This window comes from Spiribacter sp. SSL99 (assembly GCF_009805925.1).
GTDB lineage: Bacteria > Pseudomonadota > Gammaproteobacteria > Nitrococcales > Nitrococcaceae > Spiribacter > Spiribacter roseus.
This window is the reverse complement of the sequence record NZ_MAOM01000021.1, coordinates 15,413-32,039: the sequence shown is the minus strand read 5'-3', so window position 1 is coordinate 32,039 and position 16,627 is coordinate 15,413. Positions and strand designations below refer to the sequence as shown.

Sequence of the window (16,627 nt, the reverse complement as noted above, 5' to 3'; positions counted from 1 at the left end):
CCCGCGATCGCCGCATTGGGTAGACTTCGCGTTCGACCGTCAGTGACCCGCATATTCATGGCCCTAACCGATCCGCTGCTCATCCACAACGACCGACCCGTGCGCGCCGGCGACCGCCAGGACTGGCTGGGTCTGGCCGGTGATGCGCGGGCACTCGCCATCGCCGAGACCGCCCAGCGGCATGACAGCGCCTTGCTGCTGATCACGCCCGGCATGGTCGAGGCCGAGGAACTGCGCCGCGGACTGCGGTTTTTCGGTGTCGATGACATTGAGCTGATGCCCGACTGGGAAGTCCTCCCCTACGACATCTTCTCGCCCCATCAGGACATTACCTCCGAGCGCCTGCGGGCCCTGCACCGTCTGCCCCGCAAAACTCAGGGTGTGGTGATCGTGCCGGCGGCGACGCTCATGCAGCGCATCGCGCCGCCGACCTTCCTCGAGGCGACCGTGATCCGGCTCGCCACCGGCCAGTCCCTCAACCTCGAGGCGATGCGCACATCGCTGCAGGCAAGTGGCTACCGCTGTGTCTCCGAGGTGCTCGAGCATGGTGAGTTTGCGGTTCGCGGGGCGATTCTCGACCTCTATCCGATGGGGGCCGAAGCCCCCTACCGCGTCGATCTGTTCGATGACGAAATCGACACCATCCGCCGCTTCGACCCCGAGACCCAGCGCAGCATCGACCGGCTCGAAAACGTCGAGCTGCTGCCCGCCCATGAATTCCCCACCGATGAGGCGGGGATCCGGCACTTCCGGCGCGAATATCGGGCCCGCTTCGAGGGCGACCCGACAGCGAGTCCCATCTATCAGTCGGTCAGTGACGGCCACATCCCCAACGGCATTGAGGCCTACCTGCCGCTTTTCTTCGAGTCGACGGCGACGCTGTTTGACTACCTGCCGGCCGGCACGCTGGCCATGCGCGTGGGCTCGGTGGATGATCAGCTCGAGTCGGAATGGTCGCAGATTGGCGAGCGCTACGAGCAGCGCCGGCATGATCGCGAGCGCCCGCTGCTCACCCCGGACGAGCTCTATCTGTCCCCGGATGCCGTGCGCGAGGGGCTGAATCACCGCGCGCAGGTGGCGCTGCCGGTGGAGACCGGGCGGACGGCCACGCATGGCCGCGATCGTGCGCTGCCCGCCCGGGCGTTGCCGGATCTGCGCAGCACGCCCGGGGATGACAGCGGGATGGCCGCACTGCGGGCGTTCATCGAGCGGTTCGAAGGTGGTGTGCTGCTGACCGCCGAGACCGCCGGCCGGCGCGAGGCCTTTCGCGAGCGCCTCCAGGCCGCCGGGCTGCAGCCCCGGGAAGTCGGTGACTGGTCCACCTTTGTCGCCGAGCAGCCCGGCCTGGCGTTGACCGTCGCGCCGCTGGATGAGGGCTTCAGCCTGCCCGATGTGGGCCTCGCCGTCGTCCCCGAATCCGCCCTGCTCGGCGAGCGTGCGGAACAGCGCCGACGGCGCAAGCATTCACCGGACCGCGACCCCGACGCCATCATCCGCGACCTCACCGATCTGTCGATCGGCGCACCGGTGGTCCACGAACAGCATGGCATTGGCCGCTACCAGGGGCTCCAGACACTGGCGGTGGATGGCGTGCAGACCGAATTCCTCACCCTTGAGTACTCGGGGGGCGACAAGCTCTATGTCCCGGTGGCGTCGCTGCATCTGATCAGCCGCTACACCGGCGCGGATGACGAGGCGGCGCCCGTCCACCGACTCGGCAGCGGGCAGTGGGAGAAGGCCCGCCGGCGCGCCGCCCAGAAGGCCCGTGATGTGGCTGCCGAACTGCTCGACATCTATGCCCGGCGTGAGGCGCAGCAGGGCGAGCCGCATGTCGTGCCAGCGGACGATTACGCGCAGTTCGCCGCGCAGTTTCCCTTTGAAGAGACCCCCGATCAGCAGACCGCGATTCATGCTGTCCTGCAGGATCTCCAGCAGTCCCGGCCGATGGACCGCGTGGTCTGTGGTGATGTGGGCTTTGGCAAGACTGAAGTCGCCATGCGCGCGGCGTTCGCGGGCATCCAGTCAGGCCGCCAGGTGGCCGTGCTGGTGCCCACGACGCTGCTCTGCCAGCAGCATTATCAGAACTTCATCGATCGATTCGCGGACTGGCCGGTGCGCATCGAGCAGCTCTCGCGGTTTCAGTCCGCCAAGGCGCAGGCGAAGACCCTTGAAGCGCTCAACGAGGGTCGGGTCGATGTGGTCATCGGCACCCATAAACTGCTCCAGCAGTCCGTGCGCTTCAAGCGCCTGGGGCTGATGATCATTGACGAGGAACATCGCTTCGGGGTGCGTCAGAAGGAGGCACTCAAGCGGCTGCGCGCCAACGTGGACGTCCTCACCCTGACCGCCACGCCCATTCCCCGCACTCTGAACATGTCGCTGGCGGGGCTGCGGGATCTGTCGATCATCGCGACACCGCCGGCGCGGCGGCTGGCGGTCAAGACCTTCGTCAACGAATGGGATGACACCACGATCCGGGAGGCCTGCCTGCGCGAGCTGCATCGTGGGGGGCAGGTGTACTTCCTGCACAACGATGTCGAGAGCATTCAACGGGCGGCCGAGACCCTCGGCGAGCTCCTGCCCGAAGCGCGCGTCGCGATCGCCCACGGACAGATGCCCGAGCGTGACCTCGAGCGGGTGATGCTCGACTTCTACCACCAGCGCTTCAATATCCTGGTGTGCAGCACAATCATCGAAAGCGGCATCGATGTGCCCACCGCCAACACCATCATCATCAATCGCGCCGATCGCCTGGGTCTGGCTCAGTTGCATCAGCTGCGTGGCCGGGTGGGTCGATCCCACCATCGGGCCTACGCCTATCTGATCGCGCCGCCCCGACGCAGTCAGACCGCCGATGCGGTGAAGCGCCTCGACGCGATTGCGTCGCTCGAAGACCTGGGCATCGGCTTTGCCCTCGCCAGCCATGATCTGGAAATCCGCGGCGCCGGTGAACTGCTCGGCGAAGGCCAGAGCGGACAGATCCACGAGGTGGGCTTCAACCTCTACAGTGATCTGCTCGACCGCGCCGTGAAGTCCCTCAAGGCCGGCAAAGAACCGGCCCTGGAGGCCCCCCTGGAGCAGAGTGCCGATGTGGAGCTGCATATCCCCGCCCTGCTCCCCGAGGACTACCTCCCGGATGTGCATACCCGGCTGGTGATGTACAAACGCATTGCCAATGCCGAGACCGGCGAGGCGCTGCGCGAACTGCAGGTGGAAATGATCGATCGTTTCGGGCTGCTGCCCGAACCCGCGCGCAACCTGATGGAGATCGCCCGAATCCGCCAGCAGGTACAGGCGATGGGCATCACCCGCTTTGAAGTGGGCCCCGGCGGCGGTGTGGTGCAGTTCGGCGATTCGCCGCAGGTGGATGCCGGCGCCCTGGTGCGGTTGGTCCAGGAGCAGCCCGCCATCTACCGGCTGGAGGGCCAGGAGCGGCTGCGCTTCAAGCGCGAAACCGAAACCGCCGCTGCACGGATCGAACTGGTGGACTGGCTGCTGGAGGCCATGGCCATGAAGGAAGCGGCATGAATCGATCACTGCGTGCACTGACCCTGGCAGCCGCCCTGGCGCTGCCCGGTCCCACCGCGCTGGCGCAGTCACAGGCCCCGGCGGAGGCCGCTGACGAGCCGCCACGCTACGCCGTGGAGGTCGTCGTATTCAGCCAGCCGCCGGTGGACGGGGAGCGGGTCGAGGCGCCCGCCAGTGACCCGACGCCCCTGCCCCCGGCAATGGCGTGGCCGCTGCGCGATCCCGATGCCGAGCAGCTGGGGTATCCACGCCTGCCCGTCGCGGATGAGACCCTCGGCGCCGCCGCGCGGCGCATTGATGGGACGCCGGGCTACAATGTCCTCTGGCATGGCGGCTGGGATCAGCCCGGAGTCGGCGAGGATTCGGCCCAATGGGTGGCCCTGCCGCGGATAGAGTCAATGCCCGGCTTCGATGGCATCATCCAGGTCTATCGCGAGCGTTTTCTCCATGCCCGGGTTGAGCTGCGTCAGACGCCCGACCCCGAGACGCACTGGACACTCAGCCAGAGTCGGCGCCTGCGCGGCGACAACCCCCACTACTTCGATCATCCGGCGCTTGGGGTAATCGTCCGCGTGGAGCGCATCGAAGCGGATTAATCCTCATCCTCGGGATGGGCGGCATAGATTGCGTCGACGTTGCGCAGATAACCCTTGTAGTCCATTCCCGAGCCGAACACGTAGCGCTCGGGCACGGTGAGTCCGACATAATCCGCGGCCAGTCCCGGCACCCGGGCGGCGTTCGGTTTGTCGGCGAGAACGGCCGTGTGAACCGATGCCGCGCCATGCTCGCGGCATTCGTCGATCAGGCCGCGGAAGGTGTGGCCTTCGTCGAGGATGTCGTCCACCAGCAGGACATGCCGATCGCGCAATGGCGTCTGCGGCCGCGCGAGCCAGACCAGTTCCCGCCCGGTGGTGGTCTTGTGATAGCGCGTCGCGTGGATGTAGTCGATCTCCAGTGGGAAGTCGAGGCGGTTGAGCAGACGCCCCATGGGCACGATGGCGCCCGTCATCACGCCCAGCACCAGCGGCCGGGCGTCGGCCAGCTCGGCACTGATCCGCTCACCCAGATGGTCCAGTGCCGTCTCGATGGCGGCGGCATCATGCAGGCATTCCGCCCGCTCGAGCACCCCGGCCAACTGTTCCGCTGTCAGTTCCACGCCCTGCGTCATCGTCATCGCTCCAGTGATTGATAACCCGGCAGTATAGCGGGCCCCCTACAGGGCCGCCAGCAACGATCGTGCCTGACGGTACTCGGCGCTGGCATGAACGCCCGCCAGATCGGGGCCATCGCGCCCCTGCAGACGCGCCAGGCGAAGGGCCGTGAGCGGATCGGGGCGCGGCAGACGCTCGAGGATCGGGTCGATCGCCCGGCCGGCGTTGCCGAACATCACCATGTCACACCCGGCCGCCATGGCGCGCCGCGCCCGCTCGAGCCGGTCGCCGACGGCCGCTGCCGCCGCCATTTCGAGATCATCGGTAAAAATGGCCCCCTGAAAACCCAGCGAACGCCGCAGGTAATCGATCCAGGCCGGCGAAAACCCCGCCGGCTCGGCGTCGAAGGCCGGAAAGCGCACATGCGCCATCATGACCGCCGCCAGTCCGTTGTCGATCAGACGGCGAAACGGCAGCAGGTCGGCATGCACCAGGTCCGGTAGCGGGCGCGGGTCATCGACGGTCTGTTCGTGGGAGTCCGGCGCGGTGCCACCATGACCGGGGAAGTGCTTGCCCACACACACCGATCCCGCCGCGCGCACACCGCGCTGCCAGGCAAGCCCGAGGGCCGCCACCGTCGCCGGATCCGCGCCAAACGCCCGGTCGCCAATGACCTGACTGACGCCCCGGTCCAGGTCGAGCACCGGGGCAAAGCTGAAATCGACACCCAGCGCGCGGAGCTCGGCCGCCATCACCCAGCCAGCGGCGCGGGCGGTCTCGCGCGCCAAAGCCGGGGCGTCCGCGGCGGCGCGACCGAGGCGGCCGATGGCGGGCAACGGCGTCAAGCCCTCCCGAAAGCGCTGTACCCGACCGCCCTCCTGATCAACGGCGATGACCAGCGGGGGGCTGCGGAGCGCACGGATGGAGCGCGTCAAATCAGTAACCTGGGCCGGGTTGTCAAAGTTACGGCTGAACAGTAGGACGCCCCCCACCGCCGGGTGGCGGAGTCGCTCGCGCTCCTCACCGAGCAACTCCAGGCCTTCAACGCCGAGCATCAGTGGCCCGCGCATCACTGCGCCCCGATCCACACCGGCATGCCGGGCCGGCAGAGATCGAACAGGGTCATCACGGCGGCGCTGTGCAGCCGGATGCAACCGTGCGAGCGCGGCACGCCCATGGGCTCGGAATCCGGCGTGCCATGGATGTAGATCAGGCGGCGCTGGGTGTCGACGTTGCCCCCGCGATTGCGGCCGGGCTCCTCGCCGCATAGCCAGAGGATGCGGGTCAGGATCCAGTCACGCCGGGGATGGGCGCGGCGCAGCGCCTCGCTATAACACTCGCCGGTGGGCCGCCGCCCGACGAATACGCTTCCCGGGGCCGCGTCGGCGCCGATCATGGCCCGGATGCGATGCCAGCCCCGCGGTGTGCCGCCGCTGCCCTCACGCTCATCGGCGCCGGCCGCCGCCGTGGAAACCGGCAGCGTCAGTCGGGTACGGCCATCACGCTGTACCACGAGCTGCTGCTGCGGCAACGAAATCGCTATCCCTTCACGCATCGCGGATCCCTCTCTGCCCTGTCTGCAATGCTACCCTACCCGGCCAACGACAACGACGAACGGGGGCAAACCGACCATGCGACGTCTCATTCTGCTGCGCCACGGCCAGAGTGTCTGGAATCTCGAGAACCGCTTCACCGGCTGGCATGATGTCGACCTGAGCGATAAAGGCCGCGACGAGGCCACCGCCGCCGGCAGCTTGATGCGCGACGCCGGGATCCTGCCTGATGCGGTGTATACCTCGGTGCTCACCCGCGCCATCCGCACCGGCTTCATGAGTCTGGATGTGCTCGAGCGGCTATGGATCCCGATGGTCAAGGACTGGCGTCTCAATGAGCGCCACTACGGCGCGCTCACCGGCCTCGACAAGGCGGAGACCGCCGAGCAGTACGGCGATGAGCAGGTGCATGTCTGGCGGCGCAGCTTTGCCACGCCACCGCCGGCACTGGCGGTCGACGACGAGCGCCATCCCCGCCACGATCCCCGCTATGCCGATCTGGATCCGAGTCGACTGCCCGCCACCGAGTCGCTCAAGGACACCCTCGCCCGGGTGCTGCCGTACTGGCGCAGCGATCTGGTGCCCGCACTGCAGCAGTACCCGACGCTGCTGATCGCCGCGCATGGCAACAGCCTGCGCGCCCTGGTCAAGCACCTGGAGGGGATCTCCGACGAGGCCATCACCGGCGTCGAAATCGCCACCGGCGATCCGCTGGTCTACGAGCTGGACGATGACCTGGGCGTCTCGCGCAAGTACTCGCTGAGAGCGCCGGCGTGAGCGAGCTGCCTCATCTCAACGCCCACGGTGAGGCGCACATGGTGGATATCGGCGAGAAGGCCGCCAGCGACCGGGTGGCCATCGCCGAGGGCTGGATCCGGATGGCCGCTCCGGCGCTCGCCGCGCTGCAGCAGGGCGAACTGGCCAAGGGGGATGCACTGGCCACCGCACGAATCGCCGGGATCATGGCGGCCAAGCGCACGGCGGAGCTGATTCCGCTGTGCCATCCGCTGTCACTCTCACGCGTCGAAGTCGCGCTTGACGTCGACACCGAAGCAGGTGCGGTCCGGGCCGAGGCCACAACCGGCACGCGGGGCGCGACCGGCGTCGAAATGGAGGCACTGACCGCGGTGCAGGTCGCACTGCTGGCGGTCTACGACATGTGCAAGGCCCTCGATCGCGGCATGACGATCGAGGGCGTCCGACTCATCCACAAACGCGGTGGACGGTCCGGCGACTGGTCGCGTTAGCCGTCGACGGCCTCGTTGACCTTGGCGGCATAGATGAAGTCGTTTTCATGCAGCCCGCCGATGGCGTGGGTGTGGATTTCGACCTCACACCAGCCATAGCCGAATCGGATGTCGGGGTGGTGGTCCTCCTGCTCGGCCACGTCACCCGCCTTATTGGCCACCGCCTGGGCCTTGGCGAAATCACCGGTCTTGAACAATCGGGTGATCCGGGTGGCATCGTCGTTGAGCGTCCAGCCCGGCACGTCCGCCAGATAACGCTCGGCGGCCTCACGGGTCATGGGATCGATTCCCCCCTGACAGGGCGTGCAGTGTTTTTCGGTCAAACTCATGATGACTCCTTTGTTTCGCTCATGTTTAGCGGATCAGGGATCCGACCCGGCTATCAACCCTGACAACAACCGCTCGGGCCCTGTTCAGTCGGCGTCCGCGACACCCGGACCGTGTCCATCCTGCGCCTTCGCCTGCTGATAGGCCGATTCCAGTCGATCAAACCCGACGGTCTCGGGCCGCTCGTCCGCCGCCGCCAGGATCGCCTCAAGCCCGCGGAAGCGGCGCTCGAACTTGGCGTTGCCATCCCGTAAGGCCTGCTCGGCATCGACACCGATGCGCCGCGAGAGATTGACGCAGGCGAGGAGCAGATCGCCCATTTCCTCTTGGATATGGCCCTGATCCGGGGGTTGGTGGTCAAGTGCCTCCTCCAGCTCGGCGAGCTCCTCGCGCAGCTTGTCGATGACCTGGTGCGGCTCGGGCCAGTCGAAGCCCACCCGAGCCGCCCGGGACTGGAGCTTGCGACTCCGCGTGAGCGCCGGCAGGGCCAGTGGGACATCGTCCAGCGCGCCGGGCCGCGCCTCACCCGCGGCGCGGGCGGATCGCTCATCGGCCTTGATCGCCTCCCAGGTGGCACGCTGGCCGCTGGCGGTGGTCTCCTGGCGTCCGGCAAAGACATGCGGGTGCCGGCGGACGAGCTTGTCGGTCATGCCCCGGGCAATCGAGTCGAAGTCGAACCGTCCCGTCTCGCGGCCGATCTCGGCGTAGAACACCACCTGGAACAACAGATCCCCCAGTTCATCGGGGATCGCCGCCGGATCGTCCCGTTCGATGGCATCGGCCACCTCGTAGGCCTCCTCCAGGGTATGCGGGACGAGGCTGCGCAGATCCTGCTCACGATCCCAGGGGCAGCCCGCCACCGGGTCGCGCAGCTGCGCCATGACCGCCAGCAGTGCGTCGATCCCCCTCACCGTCGCTGGTACTGGCTGGCGCCGAAGAGCTGCTCCTTGGCGGCGTCATCCAGTTGGGCAGGCCGGGAATCGGCGAGCACCGCCACCCCCCGCTGTACCGCCGGGCGTTCGCTGATGGCGTCATACCAGCGCTTGAGGTGGGGATAGTCAGTCAGCGACTGGCCCTGGTTGTCGTGCGGGCGGATCCACGGATAGCTCGCGATATCGGCAATGGTGTAGGTGTCCGCCGCCAGCCACTCGTGGTCGGCGAGACGGCGGTCCATGACCGCGTACAGGCGGCTGGCCTCCTGGGTGTACCGGTTGATGCCGTAGTCGATCCGCTCCGGCGCGTACTGCCGGAAGTGATGGGCCTGACCCAGCATCGGCCCCAGCCCGCCCATCTGAAACATCAACCACTCCAGTGTGTTATAACGGGCTCTTGGCTCGGTCGGTAAAAGCATGCCGGTCTTTTCGGCCAGATACATCAGGATCGCTCCCGACTCAAACACGGAGATCGGATCGCCGTCCGGGCCCTGCGCGTCGACGATGGCCGGGATCTTGTTGTTGGGGCTGATGGCCAGAAAGTCCTCGGTGAACTGGTCACCCTGACCGATATTGATCCCGTGGACCGTGTAATCGAGCCCCAGCTCCTCGAGGGCGATATGGACTTTGTGACCATTCGGTGTCGGCCAGCTATAGACGTCGATCATGCGGTTTCCTTCCTTTATGATGGCGGTATGAACGAGATACCCGGATATCACAGGCGCTACAGTGTGCCGGTCAAGGTCGGCAACGTCACGGTCGGCGGCGATGCCCCGGTGGTGGTGCAGTCCATGACCAATACCGACACGGTGGACGAGATCCGTACGGCCATCCAGGTGGCGGATCTGGCACGCGCGGGCTCCGAGCTGGTGCGCATCACCGTGAACAACGAGGACGCCGCGCGCGCCGTTCCGCGGATCCGCGAGCGACTCGACGACATGGGCATCGACGTGCCCCTGGTGGGCGATTTCCACTTCAATGGTCATCGTCTGCTGCGCGCCGTGCCCGCCTGCGGCGAAGCGCTGGGCAAGTGGCGCATCAACCCCGGCAACGTCGGCAAGGGCAGCCGTCGCGACCCGCAGTTCACAGAGATCATAGAGCTGGCGCGCGACATGAATCGGCCGGTGCGGATCGGTGTGAACTGGGGCAGCCTCGACCAGGACCTGCTCTCGCGGCTGATGGACGAAAACGCCCGCCGCGCCGAGCCCAAGCCCCCGGAGACGGTCACCCGCGACGCAGTCGTGGTCTCGTCGCTGGAGAGTGCCGAGCGGGCCGAGGCCATTGGCCTGCCCCACGACGCCATCATCATCTCCTGCAAGATGAGTCGGGTGCAGGACCTGATCAGCGTTTACCAGGACCTGGGCGCGCGCTGCGACTACCCGCTGCATCTGGGCCTCACCGAAGCGGGAATGGGCTCCAAGGGCATCGTCGCATCAACCGCCGCGCTGTCCGTCCTCCTGCAGCAGGGCATTGGCGATACGATCCGCATTTCGCTCACCCCCGAGCCGGGTGGCGACCGGACTCAGGAGGTGGTGGTCGCTCAGGAGATCCTCCAGACCATGGGGCTGCGCAGCTTCACGCCGCTGGTCGCGGCATGCCCGGGCTGTGGCCGCACCACCAGTACTTACTTCCAGGAACTGGCCGACGAAATCCAGACCCACGTCCGCGATCGCATGCCCGAGTGGCGCGATCGCTATCCGGGCGTCGAGTCGATGAGCCTGGCGGTGATGGGCTGCGTGGTGAACGGGCCCGGCGAAAGCCGTCAGGCGGACATCGGCATCAGCCTGCCGGGCACCGGCGAAAAACCGGTGGCGCCCGTCTATATCGATGGCGAGAAGACGGTCACGCTCAAGGGCGACGCCATCGCCGATGAGTTCAAGAAGATCGTCGAGGATTACGTCGAACGGCGCTACGGCCTGACGACGGAGGATCGCTAGGCCCGCCCGACGGCCTACTCCTCGATCTGGTCGCGCTTGTCGGTCACCGACTCCCAGTCTGCGGCGTCGGCGGGCGCCTCCTCACGACGGTTGATGACCGGCCACTGCTGGGCCAGGCGGGCATTGAGGGCGATGAAGTCCTGCTGATCGGCGGGTACCTCATCATCCGGATAGATGGCATCCACCGGGCACTCCGCGACACAGACCGCGCAGTCGATACATTCCTGCGGGTCGATGACCAGCATCGTCGGCCCGCCATGAAAGCAATCCACCGGGCAGACCTCGACACAGTCGGTGTAGCGGCAACGCACACAGGATTCGGTGACCACGTAGGTCATGCCTGCGACCCCCCGATGGGCTGCTGGCGCGTGGAGAGCGCACCGCAGACGTCACAGCGCCAGCTGCCACCCGCATACTGGTCAAGCAGCGCCTCACGGACGTCCGGGCGGGCCGCAAAGTCCGCCAGGGTGATGCCATTGAGGAAGGTCTCGATGCGCTCGGCCAGCCCCGCCCAGAGACGCTGATCGAGCGCGGAGGTAGCCCGTCGGGGGCCGCCCTGCCCGTCCATCAGCGTGATGACCTCGCCCATGGCGATCGACTCAGGTGACCGACCCAGGCGATAACCGCCCCCCGGTCCGGGTGTCCCGCGAACCAAACCGGCCCGGCGCAGTTTCCAGAAGATCTGGTCAATGTAGGACATGGAAATGCCCTGGCAGACCGAGATCTCAGCCAGCGGAACCGCCCCCGCCTGGTTGTGCACCGCCAGGTGCAACAGGGCGCTGACGGCATAACGGCTTTTTGCGGAGAGTCTGATCATGGCGCCATGGTAACCGCTATCGTCCTGTTGGGGTCAGCCCGAAGGCCGCCACGGTGTGGGCGTGGTTGACCGGTCCATGCCCTGCTCCCAGCGGCGTGGCAGTGGCCAGGGCCCGCTGCAGGTAATTCCTGCCTCGATGGACGGCATGGGCCAGCGGGAGTTCCCGACCCAGGCCTTCGGCGATGGCCGACGCCAGCGTGCAACCGGTGCCGTGGTCGCTGCGGGTGTCGATGCGGGCATGCTCGAGGCGCTCGCAGCCATCGGCGGTGGCCAGCACATCGGTCAGCTGCCCGCCGCCAAGATGCCCCCCTTTGAGCAGCACGGCCTCGGGCCCAAACGCCAGCAGCGCCCGCGCGGCATCTTCCATCTCGCCGACGTGGTCGATGGGCCTGCCCAGCAACGCCGCCGCCTCGGGCAGATTCGGGGTGATGAGCCGCGCCTGCGGCATGATCACGCTGCGCAGGCGGGCCATGGCCCCCTCGCCCACCAGCCGCGCACCGCTCTGCGCCACCATCACCGGATCGACGACCCATGGGACATGCGCCGCGCCGCGCTGCAGCTCGTCGGCCACCGCATCAATGACGGCGTCATCGTGGAGCATCCCGGTTTTCACACAATCCACCCCCAGATCCGATACCACCGAGCGGATCTGCTCGCGGATGAAGGCCGGCTCGACACCGACCACACCCTGAACGCCACAGGTGTTCTGCGCCGTCAGTGCCGTGACGGCGGTCATCGCATAACCGCCCAACGCAGTGACGGTCTTGATATCGGCCTGGATGCCCGCCCCTCCACCGGCGTCCGAGCCGGCGATGATCAGGATGCGCGATGGATTCATGAAAGGGCTCCCGGGGTCTGCTGGTCGTATTGGTGTCGAGCGGCCTGACGATCGAGTTTGCCGGCGCCAGTCCGCGGCAGCTCACCGACGGCCTCGATGAGGGCCGGGTGCTTGAACCGGGCAAGCCGGCCGTGCAGCCATTCACCGACTTCATCGGTGGGCACGCGACCGGGACCGGTCACCCACGCCACCGGCCGTGCGCCCCAGTGCGGATCGGGCACGCCGAACACCAGCGCAGCGGTGACCGCGGGGTGCTGCAGCAGAGTGCTCTCGACCTCCTCGGCCGCGATGTTCTCGCCGCCACTGACGATGACGTTGTCCATTCGACCGACGATGAACACACGCCCCGCGGCATCCTCGCGGGCCAGATCGCCGCTGCGGATCCAGCCATCCGGGGTCCAGCGCGCTGCCGTGGCGGCCGGGTCGTCGAGGTAGCCATCGAAATCGTGGGGGCTGCGTAACTGCAGCTCGCCCGGTGTATCCACCGCCAGCGGCGTCAGACGCTCGGGGTCGACGATGCGGTAGTCGGTGTGAAAGAAAGCGGTCCCGATACTGGCGCGGTCAGTGGCGGTCATCTCGTCGGCGCGGCCATCGGCATTGACGAAATTGGAGGGCCCCGCCTCGGTCAGGCCGTAGGACTGGCGCACGGTGATGCCACGCTCGAGAAACGGCGTCATGCTGGATTCCGAACAGGCGGCGCCCGCCGTGGTGATGGCCTCCAGCGAAGTGAGCGGGTGGTCGGCAAAACCGGGACTGGCCGCGAGTGCCTGGAGCATGGCCTCGACGGCACCGAAATGGTTGATGCGCTGCTCGTCGATGGCGCGCAGGACCGCCGGCGGATCGAAGGCATCCGGCATCACGACGCAGCCGCCGGCATAGAGAATGGGTAGAACCGTATTCCAGCCACCAATATGGAAAAGCGGGAACAGCACCAGCTCGCGGCGCCGCGCCAGCGCGCCATCCGCAGCCACCATCAGTTCCACGGCGTTCCAGACCATCTGCCGGTGACTGACCTCGCAGATCTTCGGCAGCCCGGTGCTGCCGCCGGTGTGCACGCGCAGGCAGGGGTCGGCCAGTGCCAGGGGGCGATTGACGGGTTCGGAGCGCTGCCGGGCCAGGGCCTGCTCCGCTGGGCCGCTGGCGGCCCCAAAGCGCAGCCAGGGACGCTGCTGGGCCCGTCCTTCCAGCGTAGCGGCGAAGTCGGCCAGCGCCTCGTCCACCACCAGCCACGCCGGGTCGAGCCGGTCGACCAGCGCGGTGGCCTCGCCGGCGGTCAGGCGATGACTGACCGGGGCAATGATCACTCCGATCTTGCCCGCCGCCAGAAACAGCTCTACGGCTTCGAGCCGATTGCGGGTGATCAGCACGACGGTGTCGCCGCCATCCAGCCCGGCTTCATCCCGCATCCAGCGTGCCCACAGACGGGCGCGATCGTCGAGCTGCTGATAGGTCAACCGACGGCCACTGCCGGGGTCGATCAGTGCAGTCCGTTCCGGCGTCAGGGCGCGGCGGCGTCCACTCCAGTCGCCGACCCAGCTCATCGGCCGATGGTCCATCCCTTCATCCATGTTCATCATCACCCGAAATTCCAGCAGAATGCGGCCATGCAGTACAGTGACCTGATTGATATTGGCGTCAACCTCACCCACGCCCGCTTTGATACCGATCGCGCTGCAGTGATCGAGCGCGCCATCGGCGCCGGCGTGAACGGCATGGTCCTCACCGGCGTCAGCCTTGATGAGTCCCGCGCCGCGACGGCGCTGGCCGCCCGCCACCCGGGCTTCATGGCCGCGACCGCCGGTGTTCACCCCCATCATGCCCGGGACTGGTCCCATGCCAGCAGTCAGGCGCTGGCGACGCTGCTGGATGCCCCGGCCACGGTCGCGGTCGGTGAGACCGGGCTAGATTATAACCGCGACTTTTCACCCCGCACCGACCAGCGCGCCGCCTTCGAAGCACAGCTGCGCCTGGCGGTGGATCACCAGCGCCCGGTGTTTCTACACCAGCGCGATGCCGAGGCCGACTTTCTCGCCATCCTGAGAGACCACCGTTCCGCCCTGCCGGGCGCGGTGCTGCACTGCTTTACCGGTGACGTCGCCATGATCGAAGCCTGCTGCGCGCTGGATCTGCATTTCGGCATCACCGGCTGGATCAGCGACGAGCGACGCGGCGCGGCCCTGCGCGAGGGGGTGGCGGAGATCCCCGCCAATCGCCTGATGGTCGAGACCGACGCGCCCTTCCTCCTGCCGAAGCCGGTGCGCCAGCCGGCGGTCAAACGACGCAATGAACCGGCTTATCTGCCCCATGTGGTGGACGCGGTCGCCGCGCTTCGCGATGAGTCGCCCGCCTGCCTCGCGGCCTGGACCAGCGCGAACGCCCGGCGCTTTTTCAGCCTGCCGACACCGGCGTCTCACCCACCGCCCGATGCCGCGCCGCCAGCGCCTGATCGATGACCTCGGGGCCGGCACCCGTCACCGCGCCCCCCTCACTCAGCGCCCGTCGCCAGATCCGCGCCCCCGGCAGCCCCTGGAACAGCCCCGACAGGTGACGGGTGAAGCGCGTGACCGGCACCCCGTCGCGCCCGTGTCGGGCGACGTAGTCCCGGTAGGCGCGCGCCACCGCTTCGCGTTCGGGCGGTGGGGTCCCCGCCTCGCCGAAAACCCGGGCATCGGCCGCCGCCAGCAGCCAGGGATTGTGGTAGGCCTCGCGCCCGATCATGACCCCATCCAGCCGGTCCAGCCACGAAACCGCCGTATCGAGGTCACGGATGCCGCCGTTGAGCACAATCGGCAGCGCCGGGAAATCGTCTTTGAGCGCGCTCACCCGGGCATAGCGCAGCGGCGGCACTTCGCGGTTCTGTTTGGGCGACAGGCCCTGCAGCCAGGCCTTTCGGGCATGCACCGTGAGTCCATCACAGCCCGCCGCGACAATCGCGGCGACGAACCCCTGCAGGGCCGCGTAGTCATCCATGTCATCGACCCCGATCCGCGATTTGACGGTCACGGGTAGCTGCGTGGCCTCGCGCATGGCGGCGACCAGCTCACCGACCAACTGCGGCTCGCGCATCAGACAGGCGCCAAAGCGCCCTGACTGGACGCGGTCGCTCGGGCAGCCGACGTTCAGGTTGACCTCGTCATAGCCCCACTCGCTGGCCAGTGCCGCGCCGTAAGCGAGCTGCGCAGGGTCGCTGCCACCGAGCTGCAGCGCGACCGGCGCCTCAGTCGGATGACCCTTGAGAAAGCGCTCGGCACGCCCGTACCAGAGGGCCTGGGCGGGGACCATCTCGGTGTAAAGAAGCGTCCGCCGCGTGATCAACCGCAGCAGGTAGCGACAGGCGGGGTCAGTCCAGTCCATCATTGGCGCCACGCTGAGCGCTCGACCCGGCGTAGTGCGCATCGCCGGGCGCGACGCGCTATGATCGACACTGACTTCAGGATTGCGGATACGCGATGTCATTGGTGCGATTTTACACGACTTCTGGCTGTCATCTCTGCGACCAGGCCCTGGCGCTACTCGATCCAGTGGCCCGGCGCCGTGGCCTGCGCATCGAGTGCATCGACATCATGGACGACCCCGCCGCCGAGGCCGCCTACGCAACGGCCATCCCGGTGGTGGCGTGCGATGCCCGCGAGGGTGTGCTCCGGTGGCCCTTCGATACCGCCTCGCTCTACCGGTATCTCCCATGATCGCATTACCCGGGCCACGGCGGCGCGCCATGACCCTGTTGCTGGTTTTCGGTCTTGTGACGTGCAGTGCTGCCGGTGCCTCGTCCGCACCCCATTCGGGGATCTGGGTGCACGTGGATACCCGCGACGGGATCACCGAGATCCGGCGCGGCGACGAGTCCATCCTGCGACTCGAGGAGATCGCGTTCGGCCGCGGTGGGGTATCCGACCTGCATCTGAATGGCGATGGGACGACACCCCGCGGCGAATACCGCATCACGCACTTCAACCGGGAAAGCCGTTTCCACCGTTTCATCGGCATCAACTATCCGACACTGCGCCATCTCGACCGGGCCCGCGCCCGGGGCAGGATCAGCGATGAGGCCTATTGGGACACCCTGGATGCCGGTCTGCGGATGGGGCGGTTCCCCCAGGACGGGCCGCTCGGGGGGCACATCGGTTTTCACGGAATCGGTAACGGCGATCACCGCGTGCACCAGGCATTCAATTGGACCCAGGGCTGCGTTGCCATGACCAATGCGCAGATCGAAACGCTCATGGATTGGGTGCGCGTCGGCACCCCCGTCATCATCGAGTGAATCGCCGGGGGTTGAAAGTCGATGAACGGCGCG

The 16,627-nt window shown here is 67.3% G+C and carries 19 protein-coding genes; 8 read left to right on the top strand and 11 right to left on the bottom strand.

Annotation, left to right across the window (positions count from 1 at the left end; genetic code table 11):
• The first annotated feature begins 57 nt into the window (after positions 1-57).
• Together mfd and BA899_RS09130 are read left to right on the top strand one after the other, a co-directional pair.
• Complete coding sequence (gene mfd, locus BA899_RS09135) at positions 58-3,528, top strand: transcription-repair coupling factor (protein WP_159300391.1); 3,471 nt, start codon at positions 58-60, stop codon at positions 3,526-3,528.
• Positions 3,525-4,124, top strand: a complete 600-nt coding sequence (locus tag BA899_RS09130; RefSeq protein WP_159300390.1) for a CsiV family protein — start codon at positions 3,525-3,527, stop codon at positions 4,122-4,124. The genes mfd and BA899_RS09130 overlap by 4 nt, the downstream gene beginning before the upstream one ends.
• Here the strand turns inward: BA899_RS09130 and BA899_RS09125 are convergent.
• From BA899_RS09125 to BA899_RS09115, 3 genes are read right to left on the bottom strand one after another with little or no spacing between them, the layout of a single operon-like run.
• On the bottom strand, positions 4,121-4,696 hold the full coding sequence (locus BA899_RS09125; protein WP_200833088.1) for a hypoxanthine-guanine phosphoribosyltransferase: 576 nt from the start codon (positions 4,694-4,696) through the stop codon (positions 4,121-4,123). The two genes, BA899_RS09130 and BA899_RS09125, sit on opposite strands and share 4 nt — an antisense overlap.
• A gap of 45 nt (positions 4,697-4,741) precedes the next feature.
• Positions 4,742-5,749 carry a beta-N-acetylhexosaminidase gene (gene nagZ / locus BA899_RS09120; RefSeq protein ID WP_159300389.1) on the bottom strand — a complete coding sequence of 336 codons (1,008 nt, stop codon included), beginning with the start codon at positions 5,747-5,749 and terminating at the stop codon, positions 4,742-4,744.
• Positions 5,749-6,234 carry a L,D-transpeptidase gene (locus BA899_RS09115; protein WP_110882837.1) on the bottom strand — a complete coding sequence of 162 codons (486 nt, stop codon included), beginning with the start codon at positions 6,232-6,234 and terminating at the stop codon, positions 5,749-5,751. Before BA899_RS09115 ends, nagZ begins: the two co-directional genes overlap by 1 nt.
• A 76-nt stretch (positions 6,235-6,310) precedes the next feature.
• Between BA899_RS09115 and gpmA the strand changes: the two genes are divergently transcribed.
• The gene (gene gpmA, locus BA899_RS09110; RefSeq protein ID WP_144347309.1) at positions 6,311-7,009 is read left to right on the top strand and encodes a 2,3-diphosphoglycerate-dependent phosphoglycerate mutase; all 699 of its coding nucleotides are present in this window, start codon (positions 6,311-6,313) and stop codon (positions 7,007-7,009) included.
• Entirely contained in the window at positions 7,006-7,479 is a 474-nt protein-coding gene (moaC, locus tag BA899_RS09105; protein ID WP_159300388.1) for a cyclic pyranopterin monophosphate synthase MoaC, read from the top strand. Before gpmA ends, moaC begins: the two co-directional genes overlap by 4 nt.
• On the opposite strand, the gene BA899_RS09100 is transcribed toward moaC, so the two are convergent.
• The 3 genes from BA899_RS09100 to BA899_RS09090 all read right to left on the bottom strand — a co-directional run bounded on the left by BA899_RS09100 (position 7,476) and on the right by BA899_RS09090 (position 9,406).
• The gene (locus tag BA899_RS09100) at positions 7,476-7,808 is read right to left on the bottom strand and encodes a 4a-hydroxytetrahydrobiopterin dehydratase (protein WP_110882834.1); all 333 of its coding nucleotides are present in this window, start codon (positions 7,806-7,808) and stop codon (positions 7,476-7,478) included. The two genes, moaC and BA899_RS09100, sit on opposite strands and share 4 nt — an antisense overlap.
• Positions 7,809-7,892: 84 nt before the next feature.
• Positions 7,893-8,717 carry a nucleoside triphosphate pyrophosphohydrolase gene (gene mazG / locus BA899_RS09095; protein WP_159300387.1) on the bottom strand — a complete coding sequence of 275 codons (825 nt, stop codon included), beginning with the start codon at positions 8,715-8,717 and terminating at the stop codon, positions 7,893-7,895.
• Entirely contained in the window at positions 8,714-9,406 is a 693-nt protein-coding gene (locus BA899_RS09090) for a glutathione binding-like protein (RefSeq protein ID WP_148122033.1), read from the bottom strand. Before BA899_RS09090 ends, mazG begins: the two co-directional genes overlap by 4 nt.
• 27 nt (positions 9,407-9,433) lie before the next feature.
• Here BA899_RS09090 and ispG point away from each other — a divergent pair, with 27 nt between their 5' ends.
• Positions 9,434-10,675, top strand: a complete 1,242-nt coding sequence (gene ispG / locus BA899_RS09085) for a flavodoxin-dependent (E)-4-hydroxy-3-methylbut-2-enyl-diphosphate synthase (protein WP_144347298.1) — start codon at positions 9,434-9,436, stop codon at positions 10,673-10,675.
• A 14-nt stretch (positions 10,676-10,689) separates the two neighbouring features.
• Here ispG and fdxA read toward each other — a convergent pair whose 3' ends face one another.
• Genes fdxA through BA899_RS09065 form a run of 4 tightly spaced genes read right to left on the bottom strand, consistent with a single transcriptional unit; the run spans position 10,690 to position 13,979 of the window.
• Positions 10,690-11,013, bottom strand: coding sequence for a ferredoxin FdxA (gene fdxA, locus BA899_RS09080; protein WP_144347295.1), 324 nt, complete (start codon positions 11,011-11,013; stop codon positions 10,690-10,692).
• Positions 11,010-11,492, bottom strand: coding sequence for an Rrf2 family transcriptional regulator (locus BA899_RS09075; RefSeq protein ID WP_110882827.1), 483 nt, complete (start codon positions 11,490-11,492; stop codon positions 11,010-11,012). The genes fdxA and BA899_RS09075 overlap by 4 nt, the downstream gene beginning before the upstream one ends.
• Positions 11,493-11,508: 16 nt before the next feature.
• The gene (gene thiD, locus BA899_RS09070) at positions 11,509-12,330 is read right to left on the bottom strand and encodes a bifunctional hydroxymethylpyrimidine kinase/phosphomethylpyrimidine kinase (RefSeq protein ID WP_159300386.1); all 822 of its coding nucleotides are present in this window, start codon (positions 12,328-12,330) and stop codon (positions 11,509-11,511) included.
• On the bottom strand, positions 12,327-13,979 hold the full coding sequence (locus tag BA899_RS09065) for a class I adenylate-forming enzyme family protein (RefSeq protein ID WP_235012770.1): 1,653 nt from the start codon (positions 13,977-13,979) through the stop codon (positions 12,327-12,329). Before BA899_RS09065 ends, thiD begins: the two co-directional genes overlap by 4 nt.
• Between BA899_RS09065 and BA899_RS09060 the strand changes: the two genes are divergently transcribed.
• Positions 13,935-14,783 (top strand): TatD family hydrolase, encoded by an 849-nt coding sequence (locus tag BA899_RS09060; protein WP_200833087.1) that lies wholly within the window; start codon positions 13,935-13,937, stop codon positions 14,781-14,783. The genes BA899_RS09065 and BA899_RS09060 overlap by 45 nt on opposite strands.
• On the opposite strand, the gene dusA is transcribed toward BA899_RS09060, so the two are convergent.
• On the bottom strand, positions 14,719-15,726 hold the full coding sequence (dusA, locus tag BA899_RS09055; RefSeq protein ID WP_159300425.1) for a tRNA dihydrouridine(20/20a) synthase DusA: 1,008 nt from the start codon (positions 15,724-15,726) through the stop codon (positions 14,719-14,721). The genes BA899_RS09060 and dusA overlap by 65 nt on opposite strands.
• A 53-nt stretch (positions 15,727-15,779) precedes the next feature.
• On the opposite strand from dusA, the gene BA899_RS09050 reads away from it, so the two are divergent.
• Both BA899_RS09050 and BA899_RS09045 read left to right on the top strand, forming a co-directional pair.
• The gene (locus BA899_RS09050; RefSeq protein WP_110882821.1) at positions 15,780-16,016 is read left to right on the top strand and encodes a glutaredoxin family protein; all 237 of its coding nucleotides are present in this window, start codon (positions 15,780-15,782) and stop codon (positions 16,014-16,016) included.
• Positions 16,013-16,594, top strand: coding sequence for a murein L,D-transpeptidase family protein (locus BA899_RS09045; RefSeq protein ID WP_235013342.1), 582 nt, complete (start codon positions 16,013-16,015; stop codon positions 16,592-16,594). The genes BA899_RS09050 and BA899_RS09045 overlap by 4 nt, the downstream gene beginning before the upstream one ends.
• Positions 16,595-16,627: the final 33 nt, after the last annotated feature.

Excerpts from the sequence above, each read along its gene's own strand:
- mfd (WP_159300391.1), top strand. The coding sequence starts at position 58 with ATGGCCCTAACCGATCCGCTGCTCATCCACAACGACCGACCCGTGCGC.
- thiD (WP_159300386.1), bottom strand. The coding sequence starts at position 12,330 with ATGAATCCATCGCGCATCCTGATCATCGCCGGCTCGGACGCCGGTGGA.
- BA899_RS09045 (WP_235013342.1), top strand. The coding sequence starts at position 16,013 with ATGATCGCATTACCCGGGCCACGGCGGCGCGCCATGACCCTGTTGCTG.
- BA899_RS09130 (WP_159300390.1), top strand. The coding sequence starts at position 3,525 with ATGAATCGATCACTGCGTGCACTGACCCTGGCAGCCGCCCTGGCGCTG.
- gpmA (WP_144347309.1), top strand. The coding sequence starts at position 6,311 with ATGCGACGTCTCATTCTGCTGCGCCACGGCCAGAGTGTCTGGAATCTC.
- BA899_RS09075 (WP_110882827.1), bottom strand. The coding sequence starts at position 11,492 with ATGATCAGACTCTCCGCAAAAAGCCGTTATGCCGTCAGCGCCCTGTTG.
- ispG (WP_144347298.1), top strand. The coding sequence starts at position 9,434 with ATGAACGAGATACCCGGATATCACAGGCGCTACAGTGTGCCGGTCAAG.
- BA899_RS09090 (WP_148122033.1), bottom strand. The coding sequence starts at position 9,406 with ATGATCGACGTCTATAGCTGGCCGACACCGAATGGTCACAAAGTCCAT.
- dusA (WP_159300425.1), bottom strand. The coding sequence starts at position 15,726 with ATGCGCACTACGCCGGGTCGAGCGCTCAGCGTGGCGCCAATGATGGAC.
- BA899_RS09125 (WP_200833088.1), bottom strand. The coding sequence starts at position 4,696 with ATGACGCAGGGCGTGGAACTGACAGCGGAACAGTTGGCCGGGGTGCTC.
- BA899_RS09060 (WP_200833087.1), top strand. The coding sequence starts at position 13,935 with ATGCAGTACAGTGACCTGATTGATATTGGCGTCAACCTCACCCACGCC.
- BA899_RS09100 (WP_110882834.1), bottom strand. The coding sequence starts at position 7,808 with ATGAGTTTGACCGAAAAACACTGCACGCCCTGTCAGGGGGGAATCGAT.
- BA899_RS09050 (WP_110882821.1), top strand. The coding sequence starts at position 15,780 with ATGTCATTGGTGCGATTTTACACGACTTCTGGCTGTCATCTCTGCGAC.
- fdxA (WP_144347295.1), bottom strand. The coding sequence starts at position 11,013 with ATGACCTACGTGGTCACCGAATCCTGTGTGCGTTGCCGCTACACCGAC.
- BA899_RS09115 (WP_110882837.1), bottom strand. The coding sequence starts at position 6,234 with ATGCGTGAAGGGATAGCGATTTCGTTGCCGCAGCAGCAGCTCGTGGTA.
- nagZ (WP_159300389.1), bottom strand. The coding sequence starts at position 5,749 with ATGCGCGGGCCACTGATGCTCGGCGTTGAAGGCCTGGAGTTGCTCGGT.